The sequence below is a fragment of the Bacteroidota bacterium genome (genome assembly GCA_037133915.1).
Lineage (GTDB): Bacteria > Bacteroidota > Bacteroidia > Bacteroidales > CAIWKO01 > JBAXND01.
This window is the reverse complement of the sequence record JBAXND010000019.1, coordinates 20,316-35,028: the sequence shown is the minus strand read 5'-3', so window position 1 is coordinate 35,028 and position 14,713 is coordinate 20,316. Positions and strand designations below refer to the sequence as shown.

Genomic DNA, 14,713 nt, shown 5'->3' with positions numbered 1-14,713 from the left:
AAATTAAGTCAATTTGAAAATAATTAATAATATTCTTTGCGTCTTCGCGCCTGTGTGTGAATTTATAATTTGATATGCCTGTCCGCCCGGCAGTAAAATAAAACAAAAATATAAATATTCTTCGCGCCTTTGCTTGATTTCCTATTAATTAGATAATTGTTTGAAAATATTCATTGCCAAGGGAAATCGAAAAAAATTATAACGGCAGCGATATCGGGCAATAAACCGAAAAGGCAATAGCAGCAACCGCCTGCGTCCGTATGCCAGTTTGAGATAAAAACCCAATGCATCAAAATACGCCGCTTTCTCTTTCGACACCCACGGACCAACCGAATCAACGAAATCAAACTCTGCCCAGGCTGCAGTCGTGGCAGGAAGCCGATACCCACCCGCCTCCGCCTCATGTATAAGCCTTGATCCGGGATACGGTCTGAAATGAAATGCAGGAGTTTCAAACAATGGACTCATTGATTTCAATTCTTTCATTACCCGTGCAGTGGCTTCCGCGCTTTCATCACTTTCGCCAGGGAAACCGATTATAAAAGGAAATATAACGGCTATGCCCAGCTCTCTGCACTTTTCTGCGCAGGCATAAACCTGCTCCAGTTTAATGTCTTTATTAAGCGTGTCTAGCATCTCCTGCGAACCCGATTCAACCCCTATCAGCAGCCGCCTCAATCCTGAGGCTTTACACAATCGCCAGGTTTCATCGCTGAGCTTTGCTCCCTGATCGGCACGCATGGTGGCCGCCCAGCTGAGTTTAATCTTTCGCTGAATAAGCTCCGTTGTTAAATCGTGCACCCGTTGTGAATACGTAAAAAACGATTCATCCTGAAAATTCAGGTCGGTGAAAGCATACTTATGGTAGTAATATTCGATGTCATCGGCGAGTCGTTTTGCCGGAAGCGCACTGAACTTTCTTCCATATACAAAAGGATCTGCACAAAAGGCGCAGCGAAAAAGACAGCCTGCTGAAGTAATTATATCAAACTGCCTGTTGCCCTTGTTATGAAAATAAGTTTCCACATCTATAAAACTGTAATCGATTCTGTTGAACGCTTCTACCGCACTAAGTGTCCGAAGCGGATTGCACATTACCGTGCCATCCTTCTTACGATAACAAATGCCTTTGACTGAATCAAGATCAAGGCCATTACTCAGGTTTGCGACCAGTTCCGTAAAAGTAATTTCACCCTGCCCGCGAACCACTATATCCACACAAGATTCATCCGCAAGCACCTGCTCGGGAAACAATGACGCATGCCATCCGCCCCAAATTACAGGCAGTCCGGGAAAATGCTTTTTAACAGTCTTGGATGTTTTGAGGGCATCATTCAATGGCGCGCCCGTTATTACCGAAATTCCGAAACAAAGGGCATCAGGAAGATGAAGGGCAAGAAGTTCGTCAATGTGAGATTCAATCCGTCCATCAATAATGATGACCTCATAACGTGAAGTATCAAGGGCAGAACCAACGGCAAGCAGCGCAAGCGGCATGTCGAAAAAAACCGCTTTCGGATTGTACAGGACTATTTTTTTTCGCTGTTGCATACAAGTTGCCCGTATATAAACCTTAACAGAGGCAAAGTTAGTCAACAGTATTGATATTATTTGAAAACAATCTTAACAAATTGTAAATCCGGATTTTTTTTATCTTTACAATTCCTGAAGTGAAAAATAATTTATTGATGAAATGAATATCAGGATAAAAAAACGAATGCCATGAAAAATAATGCCCACTCTAAACTACGAAAATCGCCTGCACAGGTCAGGAAACGGCCGGAAAACCCTTTTATGACCGGTAAAACACTTCTGTTCTTTGCCATTGTTACTATTGTAATTGTTGGCAGCATCATTTATTCCAATTCATTCAATTGTGGTTTCCAGTTCGATGATTATGCGAATATCCGCGACAATCCTGCAATTAAGAATCTCAGCAATGTGAGCGCATGGTGGAATTACGTACCGAGCCGTCCGCTAGGCACCATGACATTTGCCCTCAATTACCATTTCAATAAACTGGATGTTTGGGGTTATCATTTCGTTAATCTTATCATACACCTTATAAACTCGATTTTAATTCTGCTGCTTGTAATCAGCACGATTAATACACCACGCATTAAAAGCACGCCTGTATTCAAACACCGTAACCTCATTGCACTCTTTGCTGCTCTGCTGTTTCTCACGCATCCATTGCAGACTCAGGCAGTAACCTACATTGTGCAACGTCTGGCTTCGCTGGCAACCATGTTTTACATTCTGTCTCTTTTGTTTTATGTAAATGGGCGGGAAAGCCAAACGCGGAAGAAAAGCATTGTCTTTTTTGTACTTTCCGCGCTTGCGGCATTATTGGGTATGATGACCAAAGAAAATACTTTCACACTTCCGGTTATCATACTGCTTTATGAATTTACATTTATCAGAACCAACAGGTTCAGCATTTCATTCCGCGACTGGAAAATATGGGCATTTGCAGGTATTATACTCATCGGAATCCTGTTATTTCTTAAAAATTTCAACCTCACTATTTTTAATGATATTAAGCCCGAGCAAGGCCACACCTACACCATTACGGCATATACCTATTTGCTTACACAATTCCGCGTTCTTACCACGTATCTGAGACTATTGCTGCTGCCGCTGAACCAGAATCTTGATTATGACTATGCAATATCAACCGGTTTTTTTGAACTCAAAACGCTGTTTAGTTTTCTGATGCTTTTGGGAATCGTAATTGCCGGAATTTTATTGTACCGAAAATTCAGGCTGCTATCATTCGGTATTTTCTGGTTTTTCATTACCTCTATCATAGAATCAAGTTTTATCCCAATTCCCAATGTTATATTCGAACACCGCACCTACCTTACTGGCATTGGTTTTTTCATATTCTTGCCGGTTATTGTTTTCTATTTATCCCGAAAAAATATTGTCTATGGAACGGCTTTTCTTCTTATAATTATTGTTGTCAACAGTTTTCTTACGTTTGAACGAAACAAGGTGTGGAAGACCGAAATGTCGCTTTGGACGGATGTTGTAAAGAAATCGCCACACAAATCGCGACCGCTTCATAACCTTGGATTATGTTATTATTACAAAGGAAATATACCGGAATCAATAAAGTGGTATAACGAAAGCATCAAGTATAATCCTGACTGGGCTGAGCCGCAGTACGATTTGGGCGTTTCATATTTAGGATTGCAGGATTACGTTCAGGCACTGAAGTGCTTTAACCGCGCCATCGAAACAGATACCACCAACTTCAAAGCTTATAATAACCGTGCGTTGATACGCATCATGAACAAAGATACACTGGGCGCCTACAACGACCTGAACGCTGCAATACAGGCACGCAAAGACTTTGGCGACGCCTGGCTCAACCGCGGGAAAATGAAGTATTTCAGAGGTGATAAAAATGGTGGTTGTGCCGATATGAAAGTGGCCGATTCACTAGGCAAACAGGAAGCCAAAGATTTTCTGCAGCAGTTCTGCGGAAAGTGATTATAACAGGCAAACAAAATAAATCAAGGTACATGCAAAAAACGAAAAAGAATATCCCAAAACCGAAATCGAGAAAAAACACCGCAACACCCGGAATAAAAACCGGTCGTGCGTTTTTGCCTTTTTCGGCAATTATAATCATACTGCTCGGAATCATAGTGTATTCAAACTCCTTCCATTGCAGTTTTCATTTTGACGATTTCGCGAACATCAGGGATAATACGGAAATCAAAGACCTGAGCAATATTCATGCATGGTGGAACTACAGCCCCAGCCGACCGCTCGGCACTCTCACTTTTGCTCTCAACTACTATTTCAACAGACTTGATGTGTGGGGATATCACCTGGTTAATCTTATCATTCATCTCATAAATGCCCTGCTTGTCTTTGCGCTTGTAATGATTACATTTAAAACGCCAGTGCTTCAGAAATCAGCCGGAAGCGGCACGGATAAATATGTTGCACTGCTGGCGGCACTGCTCTTTGTTTCCCACCCGATGGCTACACAGGCGGTAACCTACATTGTTCAACGACTGGCATCACTTGCAACCCTGTATTATCTGCTTTCCCTGTTTCTTTATATTAAAGGACGTCTGTACACCGGGGAAAAACGAAACAGGGTGCTGATGTTCTGCGGCTCGGCACTGTCGGCTATTATCGGCATGATGACCAAAGAAATCACGTTTACGCTACCCTTCATCATACTGTTGTACGAATTCACTTTTTTCAAAACGGAAAAATTCAGAATCAACATTAAAGACTGGCGGCTGTGGGCAGTTGCAGGCATGGGCATTGTTGCAGCCGTACTGTTCTTTCTGAATTTCGGATTCTGGATATTTAAAGATCTTCCCCGAGAGCAGGGCAATCTGTATAGTCTTACAGCATTCACATACCTGCTTACCCAGTTTCGAGTTCTCATCACATACATCAGCCTCATGTTGGTTCCGGTGGGACAAAATCTTGATTATGATTATTCTATTTCCGCGAGTTTTTTTGAAGTAAAAACATTAACCAGTTTCCTGATACTTCTGGCAATCATTGTTACCGGAATCCTCCTTTTCCGCAAATACCGGCTGCTTTCATTCGGTATCTTCTGGTTTTTCATTACTTCTGCAATTGAATCCAGCATCATCCCTATTCCCAATGTAATCTTTGAACACCGAACCTATTTACCGGGCATCGGCTTTTTCATTTTCCTGACAGCAATTATTTTTTATCTGCCGAAAGCCTATCAGAAAGCCGGAATGGCTGTTCTCTTCCTCATCATTATCATTAACTCATACCTTACCGTTGAGCGGAATAAAATATGGAAAGATGAAGTTACCCTTTATACCGACGTTTTGAAAAAATCGCCCGAAAAGCCACGGGCATTGGTTAATATGGGGCTTTCATTGTACTGGGCAGGCCGTTCTGATGAAGCCTTGCCCTACATCAACAAGGGTATTGAGCGTAATCCCGACTGGGAATTGCCTTATTACAACCGTGGCGTTATTTCCATGGAAAAAGGACAGTACAAAGAGTCGCTGGCCGATTATGAAAAAGCTATAAAACTGAAACCCGATTATTACGGGGCTTACAATAATATTTCAATCGTGAAATACGAAATGGGCGATACCACGGGAGCCATTGAAGCCATTGAAGAATCGCTGAAAATATACGATAAATTTGCCATTGGATATTGCACGCGCGGAATGTTGAAAACCAATCTTGGCAAGGCTCAGCAGGCATTGGCCGATTTCGACAAAGCTATCAGCCTCGACCCCGATTACAATAATGCCTATCATAACCGCGGTATTGCAAAATACAAACTTAAGGATATGCAGGGCGCCTGCGCCGACTGGCATATTTCATCAAAAATGGGCAATCCTAAATCGGGCGAATTCCTGAACAGATTCTGCCGATAAAATGTTCGTCTGCCTCACGTAAATAACTATTTTCAACTATATTGTTGGTGTAATTTATTGAAAATCCGCTTCAGTTGCACTGCAGTTGCCATGGTTATTTTTGCAAATTAACAAATCTGACCACATCCAAACGACACGCAAATATACTTACCCTTGCTATTATCAGCTAGATAAAGCTTCAAGGCTGTTAAATTTTTACTAAATTGATATAAATCATTGTAATAGCTTACTGCATGCCGTATTTTTGGGCTACTAATTAGGTGTATGCTGATGGATAAAACTACTACTCCCAACCGTTTAGATACCTATTGCGGTTTGTATTGCGGTGCCTGTGTAGTGTATCAGGCAAATTGTAACGGTACCGCAACGCGTCTGACCGACGAGTTCGGCCTCAAACCGGACGACGTCACCTGCAATGGCTGCCGTTCGTCAGTAAATTCCAACTGCGCTAAAAGCTGTCGCATAAAACCATGCGCTCAGGAAAATAATGTGGAGTTCTGTTTTGAATGCCCTGATTATCCTTGCAATCATCTGGTAGAATTTAAAAACGACAAATACCTGCATCGGAGTTTCGTGATTAATAACCTTGAAGAAATAAAAAAATCAGGATATAAAAAATGGACGGAGGAGCAACAAAAGCGCTGGAAGTGCGCCGAATGCAACGAGCCCTTCCATTGGTATGAAGACACTTGCAAAAAATGCGGAACCGCTGTTTTTAATTGTGTCCGTGAACGAAACCAATAATTTCATTTTAAATATTAAAAATGAGAAAATTTCTACTTGTAATTATTTTTGGACTTTTCGGGCAAATGACTTTTGCTCAGAACGATTGCGGCGGAGCAGTTACAGGAATGGACTTAACAGTGCTTTCCACTTCAGCACTCAGGGTTCAGTTCTGGCGCCCTTTGATAGACGAAAAATACTGGCCCACTAAAGGTGTACCTGAATATGAACACTACTTTCAGATTAAAGCAAAACCCTATTTCAGTCAGTCTAATAATGCCAACTGGTATAAAGATGTTGACACTTCAACCATCGTAAAAGGATTTCAGATTTCGGCCAACGAACACAGCTCTACTTACGACCTGATTTCGCTGCTGCCCGGAGTTTCGTACGATGTATGTATTTATACGGTTTGCCGGAACAGCCTGATTGGTCCGCTGTGTTTTCATTCTACAACATCGCTCGAAGCCCCCTGTAAACTCGAATATTCACGCATAGATGAAACCAGCGGTAACTTCAAGTTCAAATACAATGAATTTACAAATGTGGTGGCAAAACAAATTCTTTTTGAATATCGCGAGAAGAACGGAGAATGGAAGGTAGTTGAGGTCAACGACAGCAACAGCGTTTATATCAGCGATCTTAAGCCCGGCGAGACCTATTTTGCACGCATTAAATTCGTGTATTATAATAATGTTGAATCCAATTACAGCGATATTTTAATTCTGCCGAATTAATTTTTATAGCAGTTTATGCGATAAAAACAAAAGAGCCGCAACTGATAACGTGCGGCTCTTTTTTTATACGTTTCGCAATGATTAACCCAAGGTGGCCACCATCACAGCTTTGATGGTATGAAGGCGATTCTCTGCCTCATCAAAAACAACCGAATTTTTTCCTTCAAAAACATCTTCGGTAACTTCAAGTCCATCCATGCCGTATTTCTGGAATATCTGCTCTCCTACTGTGGTTTCACGGTTGTGGAAGGCCGGGAGGCAGTGCAGGAATTTCGCTTTCGGGTTTCCGGTTGCTTCCATCAGTTTTTTATTCACCTGATAGGGCTTCAGTAACTTGATACGCTCTTCCCAAACGGCTTCAGGTTCGCCCATTGAAACCCACACATCGGTATAAATAAAGTCAACTCCTTTTACGGCTGCATTTACATCATCGGTAAGGGTAATCTTGGCACCGGTTTCTTTGGCTATTTCGCGGCATTGAGCTACCTGCGCATCTTCCGGCTGGCATTCCTTAGGCGCACCTGCCCTGAAATCCATGCCCATTTTTGCGGCGCCAACCATCAGCGAGTTCCCGACGTTGTTGCGTGCATCACCCACAAAAGCAAACGACATTTGATTCAAAGGCTTGTCGCAATGTTCGGTCATGGTGAGAAAATCAGCAAGTATCTGTGTAGGATGAAACTCATTGGTGAGTCCGTTCCATACAGGAACGCCCGAATATTTTGCAAGTTCCTCAACAATATACTGACCGTAACCGCGGTACTCAATACCGTCATACATGCGACCTAAAACACGCGCAGTGTCTTTCATCGATTCCTTTTTACCCATCTGGCTGCCTGAAGGTCCCAGATAAGTAACGTGTGCGCCCTGGTCAAGAGCTGCCACCTCAAAAGCGCAGCGGGTGCGCGTTGAATCTTTTTCGAACAATAAAACAATATTCTTTCCCTTCAGCATCTGCTGCTCTGTGCCTGCATATTTGGCCTTTTTGAGGTCCATTGAAAGGGTAAGTAAAAATTTGATTTCTGCCGGTGTAAAATCCAGCAGCTTCAAAAAACTTCTGTTTTTAAGATTAAAAGCCATAAATCCTCCTCTAAGTTTTTAATGTATTTCTATATATCTGATTTTGTATTGCCTTTTCTGATAATCTTGTTTTGTTGATTCCCTCACCTTCATCGCTTCTTCAAAATTGTTATACTTCATGGCAATTACATGGCTGAAATAGAAACAATCTTTCGGATATTGAATATTTACTAATTTCTTGAATGCGTTGGTAGCAGTAACTTTTGAGTTACCATTTTCACTTTGCATGAACACACTTGAAATGATAATAATCTGATCTTTCATCGTGTGATTCGGCGCGTAGCAAAAATAATAGTTCTTTTCCACATTGGAAACAACCGCCAGCGGTTTATTTGAAGGTATGAACGAAAGCAGCGGCACATTTATCTTTCCGGTATATTGAAGAAAAGCAGTCGTGCCCGCTCCCGCCAAAATTAAAAACAGCAGAATCAGGAAAATAATCAATCCGGTGTGCTTCTTCTTTTTAGAAACAGCAGGAATTACCGGAGGTCTTTCTACAACTTTTTCTTTGGGAAGTTCCGCAATCGGGGCTATTGGTGGAATTTCAGGAATTGTTTCTATTACCGGTTCAATAACCGGTGGTGCGATAATTTCTTCAACAGCCTTCTCCTCTATCGGTTCCTGTGGAATTTCGTCGTGCCTGTCGGCAGGTTCAAGCAATCTGAATCCGCAAATAGGACAAACAACTTCGTTGCCATCAAGCTTTGCACCGCATTCCGGACAAAAAGCCAAATCATGTTTTTTCTCTGCCACAGGCAGCGGTGGCGCCGGAGGTTCCACAATGGGCTCAGGTTTTTCTTCAATCACCGGTGCCGCAGGAGGTTCCGCTACACTCGGTGGCGGCTGGTTCGTAGTCGCGGGCGGTTCAGGCTCTTTGATACCAAATTGTTTATCAGCTTCAAGAAGGCGGTAACCACAAAAGGGACAGATAGTTTCATCGCCATTCAGTTTTGAGCCGCATGAAGGGCAAAAAGAGAGATCATGAATTTTTTCCATACCCTGTTATTTTAATTTTACAAATTCGAGTGAAAATGTGATTGCTCCCGCTGACGCCAGCAGTGAAATAAACGGTCCGGCAAGAAATGAATCGCCAATGTGCACCACAATGAATAACAAGGTAAATAAACCCGTTCCAAGAGAACATACCTTTGAAAGTGTTGTGGCTGTGGCATCTTCAATAGCTGCAGCACGCCTGAATAAATGCAGGAAAATAATTGCAATGTAACACAGAAAGGCAATCCATCCGACAAAAAAATGGAGCCCGCTGCAACTGGCTGTTGAATGCAAACCAATAGGCATCTCAGCCCACGGAATTACGGATGCAACGATGCCCAGAACTGAAAAGGCAATTGCCGCCCACTGCTGCTTCGTAACTGATGACAAAGTGAACATTATTTAATTTCTAATATTTTATTTATTAAATACTTATAATAACTTACTTAAAGCGTAAGTTTACCACTTAAACTTAGCAGTTTCACAATTATTAATCGTTAATTATTAATTGTGAAATTATTTAAAAATGTCTAACGTATCCAATGGCACCTGCCAGTAAAATGAGTGTAGCGATGAGCCAGAAAATGAGCCAGAGTGCCCAAAACACGCCATAAACGATTCCGGCCGATGTAAAGAAGTAACCAACCTGTCTTTCTTTCGGGGTTTTCATAATAGGCGTAATACCGTTCCACATAATAAAAATACCGTAGAAACCGGCAAGATATCCAAGAAAGCTTATGAAGGGAAAAATGAACAGCAGTCCGCCAAAAAACATAGGTGTAATTGAATACGCTACCAGCTGCATGGCCCGACCAAGATTCTTTTCCGATTTGAATGCAGGCGCCAGAGCATTGATAATTACAGCACTGATTATCGTTGCAGCTACACATATTATTAAGTATATCACTCCCCAGACAATCCCTGTGACCATGTAATACCCAAATCCGCCCCAAATCAGCCCGCTCAGCATGCCATTCAAAAACATGGAGGCCAGCGGAATAATGGAAAGAATAAGCACATAACCAAAAATAAGCATCGGAACTTTTGGTGTTTCCTTTGCCACCACTTCCCATTCCTGCTTAGGATTGAACATGATTTTAATGGCGCGTTTGAATAATCCACCACTTTTTACAGAGTCAAAAACCTCATTTGCATCTACATTCGTGTAGGTTTTAACGTCAAACTCTTCCTGTTTAGGTGTTTCCTGTGCAGGCGCTTCCTGCTTTGGCGGTTGTTGCTCGGTTTCGGGTAGATGATAGCCGCATACGTGGCAAAATTTGGCTCCTTCTTTAAGCGAAGCCCCGCATTGTGGACATGATACCATGATGGAATGTTTTAATTTATAAACTCCGTTAATTAAAATGAACCTTTACAATAAAGTATGAGGTATGCGCTTCCAAACCACCTTATAAATGGCTCATTCGCAGCATATCTCCATCAATTATGCAATTAATTCTGAAAACTATTGTCACAAATATACTACAATTTGAACCATATGCAATGTGAAAAAACATGATACTTATTTTTTGGCTGAAGATGTTAAACAACGTACATTTGGTAACATTCGTCTGTTTTTTGAATATATTTTAATACTATAGCACAGTTTTTGGTATGCCTCCGATTTGCAAAATTTAACCCTTCTAAAAACCAATTCAATATGAGAAAGATTGTTTTAATTGCCGCGATGCTGTTTTCAGTGTTGAATATTTACGCACAAAAAGATAAGGTTGAGTTCCACCTCAATTTGCGCGATGGCAATGTGTTCACGGGCGAAACACAGGTGAACAGCCTTGATTTGATGACACCATACGGTAAACTGAGTATTCCTATCAAAAATATCGCATCCATTTCTATCGGGATTTCAGGCGACAATTCATTGAAAGAAAAAATAAAGAAGCTGTGCAGCCAGATGAATGATGCCAATGCCGACAATCGCAAAGCCGCTTATAATGAGTTATACGGTATGCCTGTGAATGCAATTCCTGTTTTGGAAGATTTTATGGCATCACAGGATTATGTTCCATCTACAAGCACCGACTTCACTCCCGAATCCGCTTTAGGCGACCTTAAATCCAAATTTGGCCTGACCGATAATTATGAGCGTGAAGATATAATCGTGCTTGATAACGGCTACCGCATAGGCGGCACATCATCACTCAAAGATCTCACGGTAAAAACAGAGTACGGCACACTGCAGATTCCCAGGGAAAAAATCCTCAATGCCGATGTTTACTACAGCAGCGGCTCATCCACAGATATGTCGCTTACACTCATGGCAAATAAACATGTTTTTGGAAATACAAACGGTGGCTGGCTTAAGACCAATATCATGGTAAAAGTGGGACAGAAATTCAGCATCAGTGCCAGCGGAGAGATTGTTCTGGCAAGCCTGTCTAATTATAAATATCATCCGGATGGCAGTTATACCACCGGAACCGGCACCGACCCCGATTATAATAACAGCGAATTAGATTATGAATCGGCAGCAACCACCTACCCGAGCTACGGAAATGTAGTATTTAAAATCGGTGAAAATGGCAGCATGACCAAAGTCGGAGCAGCGTACAAAGGAACCGCCACTGCATCAGGTTTACTGTACTTCAGCATTTACGAAACCGTTTTTAATGCAAACAATACGGGATCATACCAGGTTAAAATCCGCTTGAACTAACCATGGAACTTACAAACCACGGACTGCTGCCGCCCTTTCTGTATAAGTTGAACGACAAGGAAATCCGTTCCGGTCAGGTGGTTTACTGGATGAGCCGCGACCAGCGCGTTGCCGATAATGCCGCGCTGTATTTCGCTCAACAGCAGGCACTCTTGTTAAAACAACCGCTTGTGGTGGTATTCAACCTGTATGCACCCTACCTCGATGCACCCTTTCGTCATTATCATTTCATGACAGAAGGCCTGAAAGAAGTGGAACAAGACCTGTCGCAGCTGAACATCACTATGGTTGTTCTGCAGGGCGAACCACATCAGACAATACCGTCGTTCCTGAAAATGATAAGTGCCGGATTACTGGTCACCGACTTTAATCCACTTCGCATAAACCGTTCCTGGAAAGATAAGGTGGCGAAAAATATTTCTGTTTCATTTATTGAAGCCGATGCGCACAATATTGTTCCATGCCGCCATGCATCAGTAAAACAGGAATATGGCGCCTATACGCTCAGACCAAAGATTAACCGCCTGCTTGCGGATTTTCTTCATGAGCCGCCCGCACTCATTGCACACCCGTATTCGCCAGAAATTCCTTTTAATAAAATTGACTGGCAAAGCATTGTAACGGACATTAAATGCAATCGCAGCCCCGGTCCTGTAACACATATTAAAAGCGGCAGCGGTGCGGCATTTCAAATACTATCTTCATTTATCTCTGAAAGACTGGCGAATTATGAGACCAGGAATGACCCGAACAACGATGTGCTGAGTGAATGTTCGCCCTATCTGCACTTCGGGCAAATATCGGCATTACGTATCGCTATTGAAGTTAAAAAAGCCGCCGCACCCGCATCAGCAAAGGAATCATTTCTGGAAGAGCTGATTATCAGACGCGAGCTGAGTGATAATTTCTGTTTATACAATGAGCATTACGACTCATTTGACGGTCTTCCCAACTGGGCAAGAGAAACCCTGAATGCCCACAGAAACGATGAGCGGGAACATATTTACACAGCTATCGAATTTGAAAATGCAGCCACACACGACGAGCTGTGGAATGCTGCTCAGAAACAGATGGAAAAAACGGGAAAGATGCATGGCTACATGCGCATGTACTGGGCAAAAAAAATACTGGAATGGTCTTCATCGCCCGAAGAAGCAATTGCAACAGCCATTTACCTTAATGATAAGTACTCACTCGATGGACGCGATCCGAATGGTTATGCGGGCATTCTCTGGAGTATAGGCGGCTTGCACGACAGACCGTGGTTCAACCGTCCGGTTTACGGCAAAATAAGGTATATGAGCTATAACGGCTGCAAAACTAAATTCGATATTCACAAATACATACTCAGCAACACTTAAGCCCTGCGAAAGTTCTATTGTTTTCTGAATTCACTCTTGAAATTCTTTGAATAATCTTCAAATTTCACGGTTTTATAAGAATCGTCGAAAATGAAGTGCAGCACAGGTTCCAGCGCTTCTGCCACCATAAACTGAGGAACATTGGTGATGAGTTTATAATCAGAATCCAGAAAAGAAATGGTTGGCAAAAACAGCTTTCCGCCGGAAATATAGTTTGCAAACTGATGAACGGCGCCATTACCGGCACCCGTGAAGGTTTGTCCTGCAAAATGAATCGTATCGGTAGAAAGCGCGTCAAAATATACAGGATAAAAATTCCTGGTCACGTAATTCACAATTTGTTTTTGTCTGAAAGTGCTGCCCAGCATGACTTTTCCGCTGTTGCAAAATCCGGCACCCGTAAAAATCAGTAATTTTTTAGGCTTTACTTTATTCAATTCCATGGCCTTTGAAAGTGAATTCCACTTCATAGTGGCGGTATCGGCAAAAGTTGAGTCAGGATGATAGGCACGTTTGTAGCAAACAGCAAAATCCTGCGCACCCAGGCTGTTGAAAACGTATTCAACAGTGTAAACCAGAAATGGCTCAATCTCCTGCGAGCTCATATAACCCGGCGCCAGCAGCTTAAATTTGAAATCGTTGTTGTAATAAACGATGGTAGGATATGAAAGTTTGCCTTCAAGCATTTTAAGAGCCAGATCGTGTGTTGACCGAGCCTGCGTTGATTTGTTGAAGTATTTTTCGCCCATAAAAGTAATTGTATCAAAACCTTCGGCATTGAAACGGACAGGATAATAATAGTTATTGATATAAGAGGCAATGTCCGGATTTGAAAAAGTGGTCTTTGTCATATATTTACACCAGCCGCACCAGTCGGTATAACAATCAATAAAAAACGGACGGGGCTGTGTCTTGTTCAGCTCTTGTGCTTTATCAAACGTAAGCCACTTTATTAGCTCTTTGGGTTCTTCATTCTGTGCCCTTGCCGGGATGCAGAACGCCATTAATATCAAGGCAAACAGGAGTTTTCGGGTATGAGTCATGATTATAGAGTTGTCAGTTATTTTAAGTTTCACTTTTTAAGTTTGTAAACGATGGATTGATCGTCGAATACGATTTCAATAATATTGAGCATAATCAGATTCACCAGCACATGTTCTGCAATTTCTCGTGTTATCAGGGCAATGCGTCCAAATTTTGAAATGGTAACCGATTCAAATTCATTCAGGTAATCGAGCAATATTTTTTCTTTATCAGTATAGCGTAACAAGGTGCCGAGTCCGCTGCGCCTGCGTTTCCAAACCTGTAATATGACGGTGTTGGCCATGAAATTATTGTCTTTAACGCGCAGATAAGCTATCCATTTTCCGCTGCTGTCAAGCGCTGTAACTATTTCCTCATTGTTTTTCGGAATAATTACCTCAAGAACCGTTTTCCCTGCCTCCACCCATGCCCGGGTGGTAAAAGGAATTTCGGGTTTGCAGTACATATTGGCTGCCGCTTCTACCATGTAAAGTTCCTCGTCTGTACGTACGCCGGCTATGGTGCCGTTGTCTTTCACGCCTATCAGTAATGTTCCGCCGTCGGTATTTGCAAAAGCCGACATGGTCTTGGCAATCTTTTTCGAATCTGAAACTTCGAATTTAAAATCAAGTTGCTGGTCTTCGCCCCGGTCAACGAGTTTCTGTAAGTATGACCGCTGTTTGAACATATCAGCCTAATTTTAAATCTAATTATAGAATCATT

Annotated in this window: 13 protein-coding genes; 6 read left to right on the top strand and 7 right to left on the bottom strand. The window is 42.2% G+C overall.

All coding sequences use genetic code 11. The features are described from left to right. Window positions 1-144: 144 nt before the first annotated feature. Complete coding sequence (locus WCM76_08375) at window positions 145-1,551, bottom strand: radical SAM protein (protein MEI6765643.1); 1,407 nt, start codon at window positions 1,549-1,551, stop codon at window positions 145-147. A 171-nt stretch (window positions 1,552-1,722) separates the two neighbouring features. On the opposite strand from WCM76_08375, the gene WCM76_08370 reads away from it, so the two are divergent. From WCM76_08370 to WCM76_08355, 4 genes are all read left to right on the top strand, one after another. Next, complete coding sequence (locus WCM76_08370; protein MEI6765642.1) at window positions 1,723-3,498, top strand: tetratricopeptide repeat protein; 1,776 nt, start codon at window positions 1,723-1,725, stop codon at window positions 3,496-3,498. A gap of 32 nt (window positions 3,499-3,530) precedes the next feature. Continuing rightward, window positions 3,531-5,402 (top strand): tetratricopeptide repeat protein, encoded by a 1,872-nt coding sequence (locus WCM76_08365; protein MEI6765641.1) that lies wholly within the window; start codon window positions 3,531-3,533, stop codon window positions 5,400-5,402. 270 nt (window positions 5,403-5,672) lie between these two features. Further along, complete coding sequence (locus WCM76_08360) at window positions 5,673-6,146, top strand: DUF3795 domain-containing protein (protein MEI6765640.1); 474 nt, start codon at window positions 5,673-5,675, stop codon at window positions 6,144-6,146. 20 nt (window positions 6,147-6,166) lie between these two features. Next, the gene (locus tag WCM76_08355) at window positions 6,167-6,862 is read left to right on the top strand and encodes a hypothetical protein (GenBank protein MEI6765639.1); all 696 of its coding nucleotides are present in this window, start codon (window positions 6,167-6,169) and stop codon (window positions 6,860-6,862) included. An 81-nt stretch (window positions 6,863-6,943) separates the two neighbouring features. On the opposite strand, the gene WCM76_08350 is transcribed toward WCM76_08355, so the two are convergent. The 4 genes from WCM76_08350 to WCM76_08335 all read right to left on the bottom strand — a co-directional run bounded on the left by WCM76_08350 (window position 6,944) and on the right by WCM76_08335 (window position 10,259). Then, window positions 6,944-7,942, bottom strand: coding sequence for an ornithine carbamoyltransferase (locus WCM76_08350; protein MEI6765638.1), 999 nt, complete (start codon window positions 7,940-7,942; stop codon window positions 6,944-6,946). 18 nt (window positions 7,943-7,960) lie between these two features. Next, complete coding sequence (locus WCM76_08345) at window positions 7,961-8,938, bottom strand: zinc-ribbon domain-containing protein (protein ID MEI6765637.1); 978 nt, start codon at window positions 8,936-8,938, stop codon at window positions 7,961-7,963. Window positions 8,939-8,944: 6 nt separating this feature from the next. Then, window positions 8,945-9,334, bottom strand: coding sequence for a hypothetical protein (locus tag WCM76_08340; protein ID MEI6765636.1), 390 nt, complete (start codon window positions 9,332-9,334; stop codon window positions 8,945-8,947). A gap of 121 nt (window positions 9,335-9,455) precedes the next feature. Next, a complete protein-coding gene (locus WCM76_08335; GenBank protein MEI6765635.1) occupies window positions 9,456-10,259 on the bottom strand; it encodes a YIP1 family protein in 804 nt (267 codons plus the stop codon). Between the two features lie 333 nt (window positions 10,260-10,592). On the opposite strand from WCM76_08335, the gene WCM76_08330 reads away from it, so the two are divergent. Further along, window positions 10,593-11,606, top strand: a complete 1,014-nt coding sequence (locus WCM76_08330) for a hypothetical protein (protein ID MEI6765634.1) — start codon at window positions 10,593-10,595, stop codon at window positions 11,604-11,606. A gap of 2 nt (window positions 11,607-11,608) precedes the next feature. Further along, window positions 11,609-12,967 (top strand): deoxyribodipyrimidine photo-lyase, encoded by a 1,359-nt coding sequence (locus WCM76_08325; GenBank protein MEI6765633.1) that lies wholly within the window; start codon window positions 11,609-11,611, stop codon window positions 12,965-12,967. A gap of 14 nt (window positions 12,968-12,981) precedes the next feature. Here WCM76_08325 and WCM76_08320 read toward each other — a convergent pair whose 3' ends face one another. Beyond that, window positions 12,982-14,010: a DUF255 domain-containing protein gene (locus WCM76_08320; GenBank protein ID MEI6765632.1), complete on the bottom strand. Its 1,029-nt coding sequence runs from the start codon at window positions 14,008-14,010 to the stop codon at window positions 12,982-12,984. A gap of 29 nt (window positions 14,011-14,039) precedes the next feature. Continuing rightward, window positions 14,040-14,678 (bottom strand): ATP-binding protein, encoded by a 639-nt coding sequence (locus WCM76_08315; protein MEI6765631.1) that lies wholly within the window; start codon window positions 14,676-14,678, stop codon window positions 14,040-14,042. Window positions 14,679-14,713 lie beyond the last annotated feature (35 nt).

Excerpts from the sequence above, each read along its gene's own strand:
- WCM76_08325 (MEI6765633.1), top strand. The coding sequence starts at position 11,609 with ATGGAACTTACAAACCACGGACTGCTGCCGCCCTTTCTGTATAAGTTG.
- WCM76_08335 (MEI6765635.1), bottom strand. The coding sequence starts at position 10,259 with ATGGTATCATGTCCACAATGCGGGGCTTCGCTTAAAGAAGGAGCCAAA.
- WCM76_08330 (MEI6765634.1), top strand. The coding sequence starts at position 10,593 with ATGAGAAAGATTGTTTTAATTGCCGCGATGCTGTTTTCAGTGTTGAAT.
- WCM76_08360 (MEI6765640.1), top strand. The coding sequence starts at position 5,673 with ATGGATAAAACTACTACTCCCAACCGTTTAGATACCTATTGCGGTTTG.
- WCM76_08365 (MEI6765641.1), top strand. The coding sequence starts at position 3,531 with ATGCAAAAAACGAAAAAGAATATCCCAAAACCGAAATCGAGAAAAAAC.
- WCM76_08375 (MEI6765643.1), bottom strand. The coding sequence starts at position 1,551 with ATGCAACAGCGAAAAAAAATAGTCCTGTACAATCCGAAAGCGGTTTTT.
- WCM76_08350 (MEI6765638.1), bottom strand. The coding sequence starts at position 7,942 with ATGGCTTTTAATCTTAAAAACAGAAGTTTTTTGAAGCTGCTGGATTTT.
- WCM76_08370 (MEI6765642.1), top strand. The coding sequence starts at position 1,723 with ATGAAAAATAATGCCCACTCTAAACTACGAAAATCGCCTGCACAGGTC.
- WCM76_08345 (MEI6765637.1), bottom strand. The coding sequence starts at position 8,938 with ATGGAAAAAATTCATGATCTCTCTTTTTGCCCTTCATGCGGCTCAAAA.
- WCM76_08340 (MEI6765636.1), bottom strand. The coding sequence starts at position 9,334 with ATGTTCACTTTGTCATCAGTTACGAAGCAGCAGTGGGCGGCAATTGCC.
- WCM76_08320 (MEI6765632.1), bottom strand. The coding sequence starts at position 14,010 with ATGACTCATACCCGAAAACTCCTGTTTGCCTTGATATTAATGGCGTTC.
- WCM76_08355 (MEI6765639.1), top strand. The coding sequence starts at position 6,167 with ATGAGAAAATTTCTACTTGTAATTATTTTTGGACTTTTCGGGCAAATG.
- WCM76_08315 (MEI6765631.1), bottom strand. The coding sequence starts at position 14,678 with ATGTTCAAACAGCGGTCATACTTACAGAAACTCGTTGACCGGGGCGAA.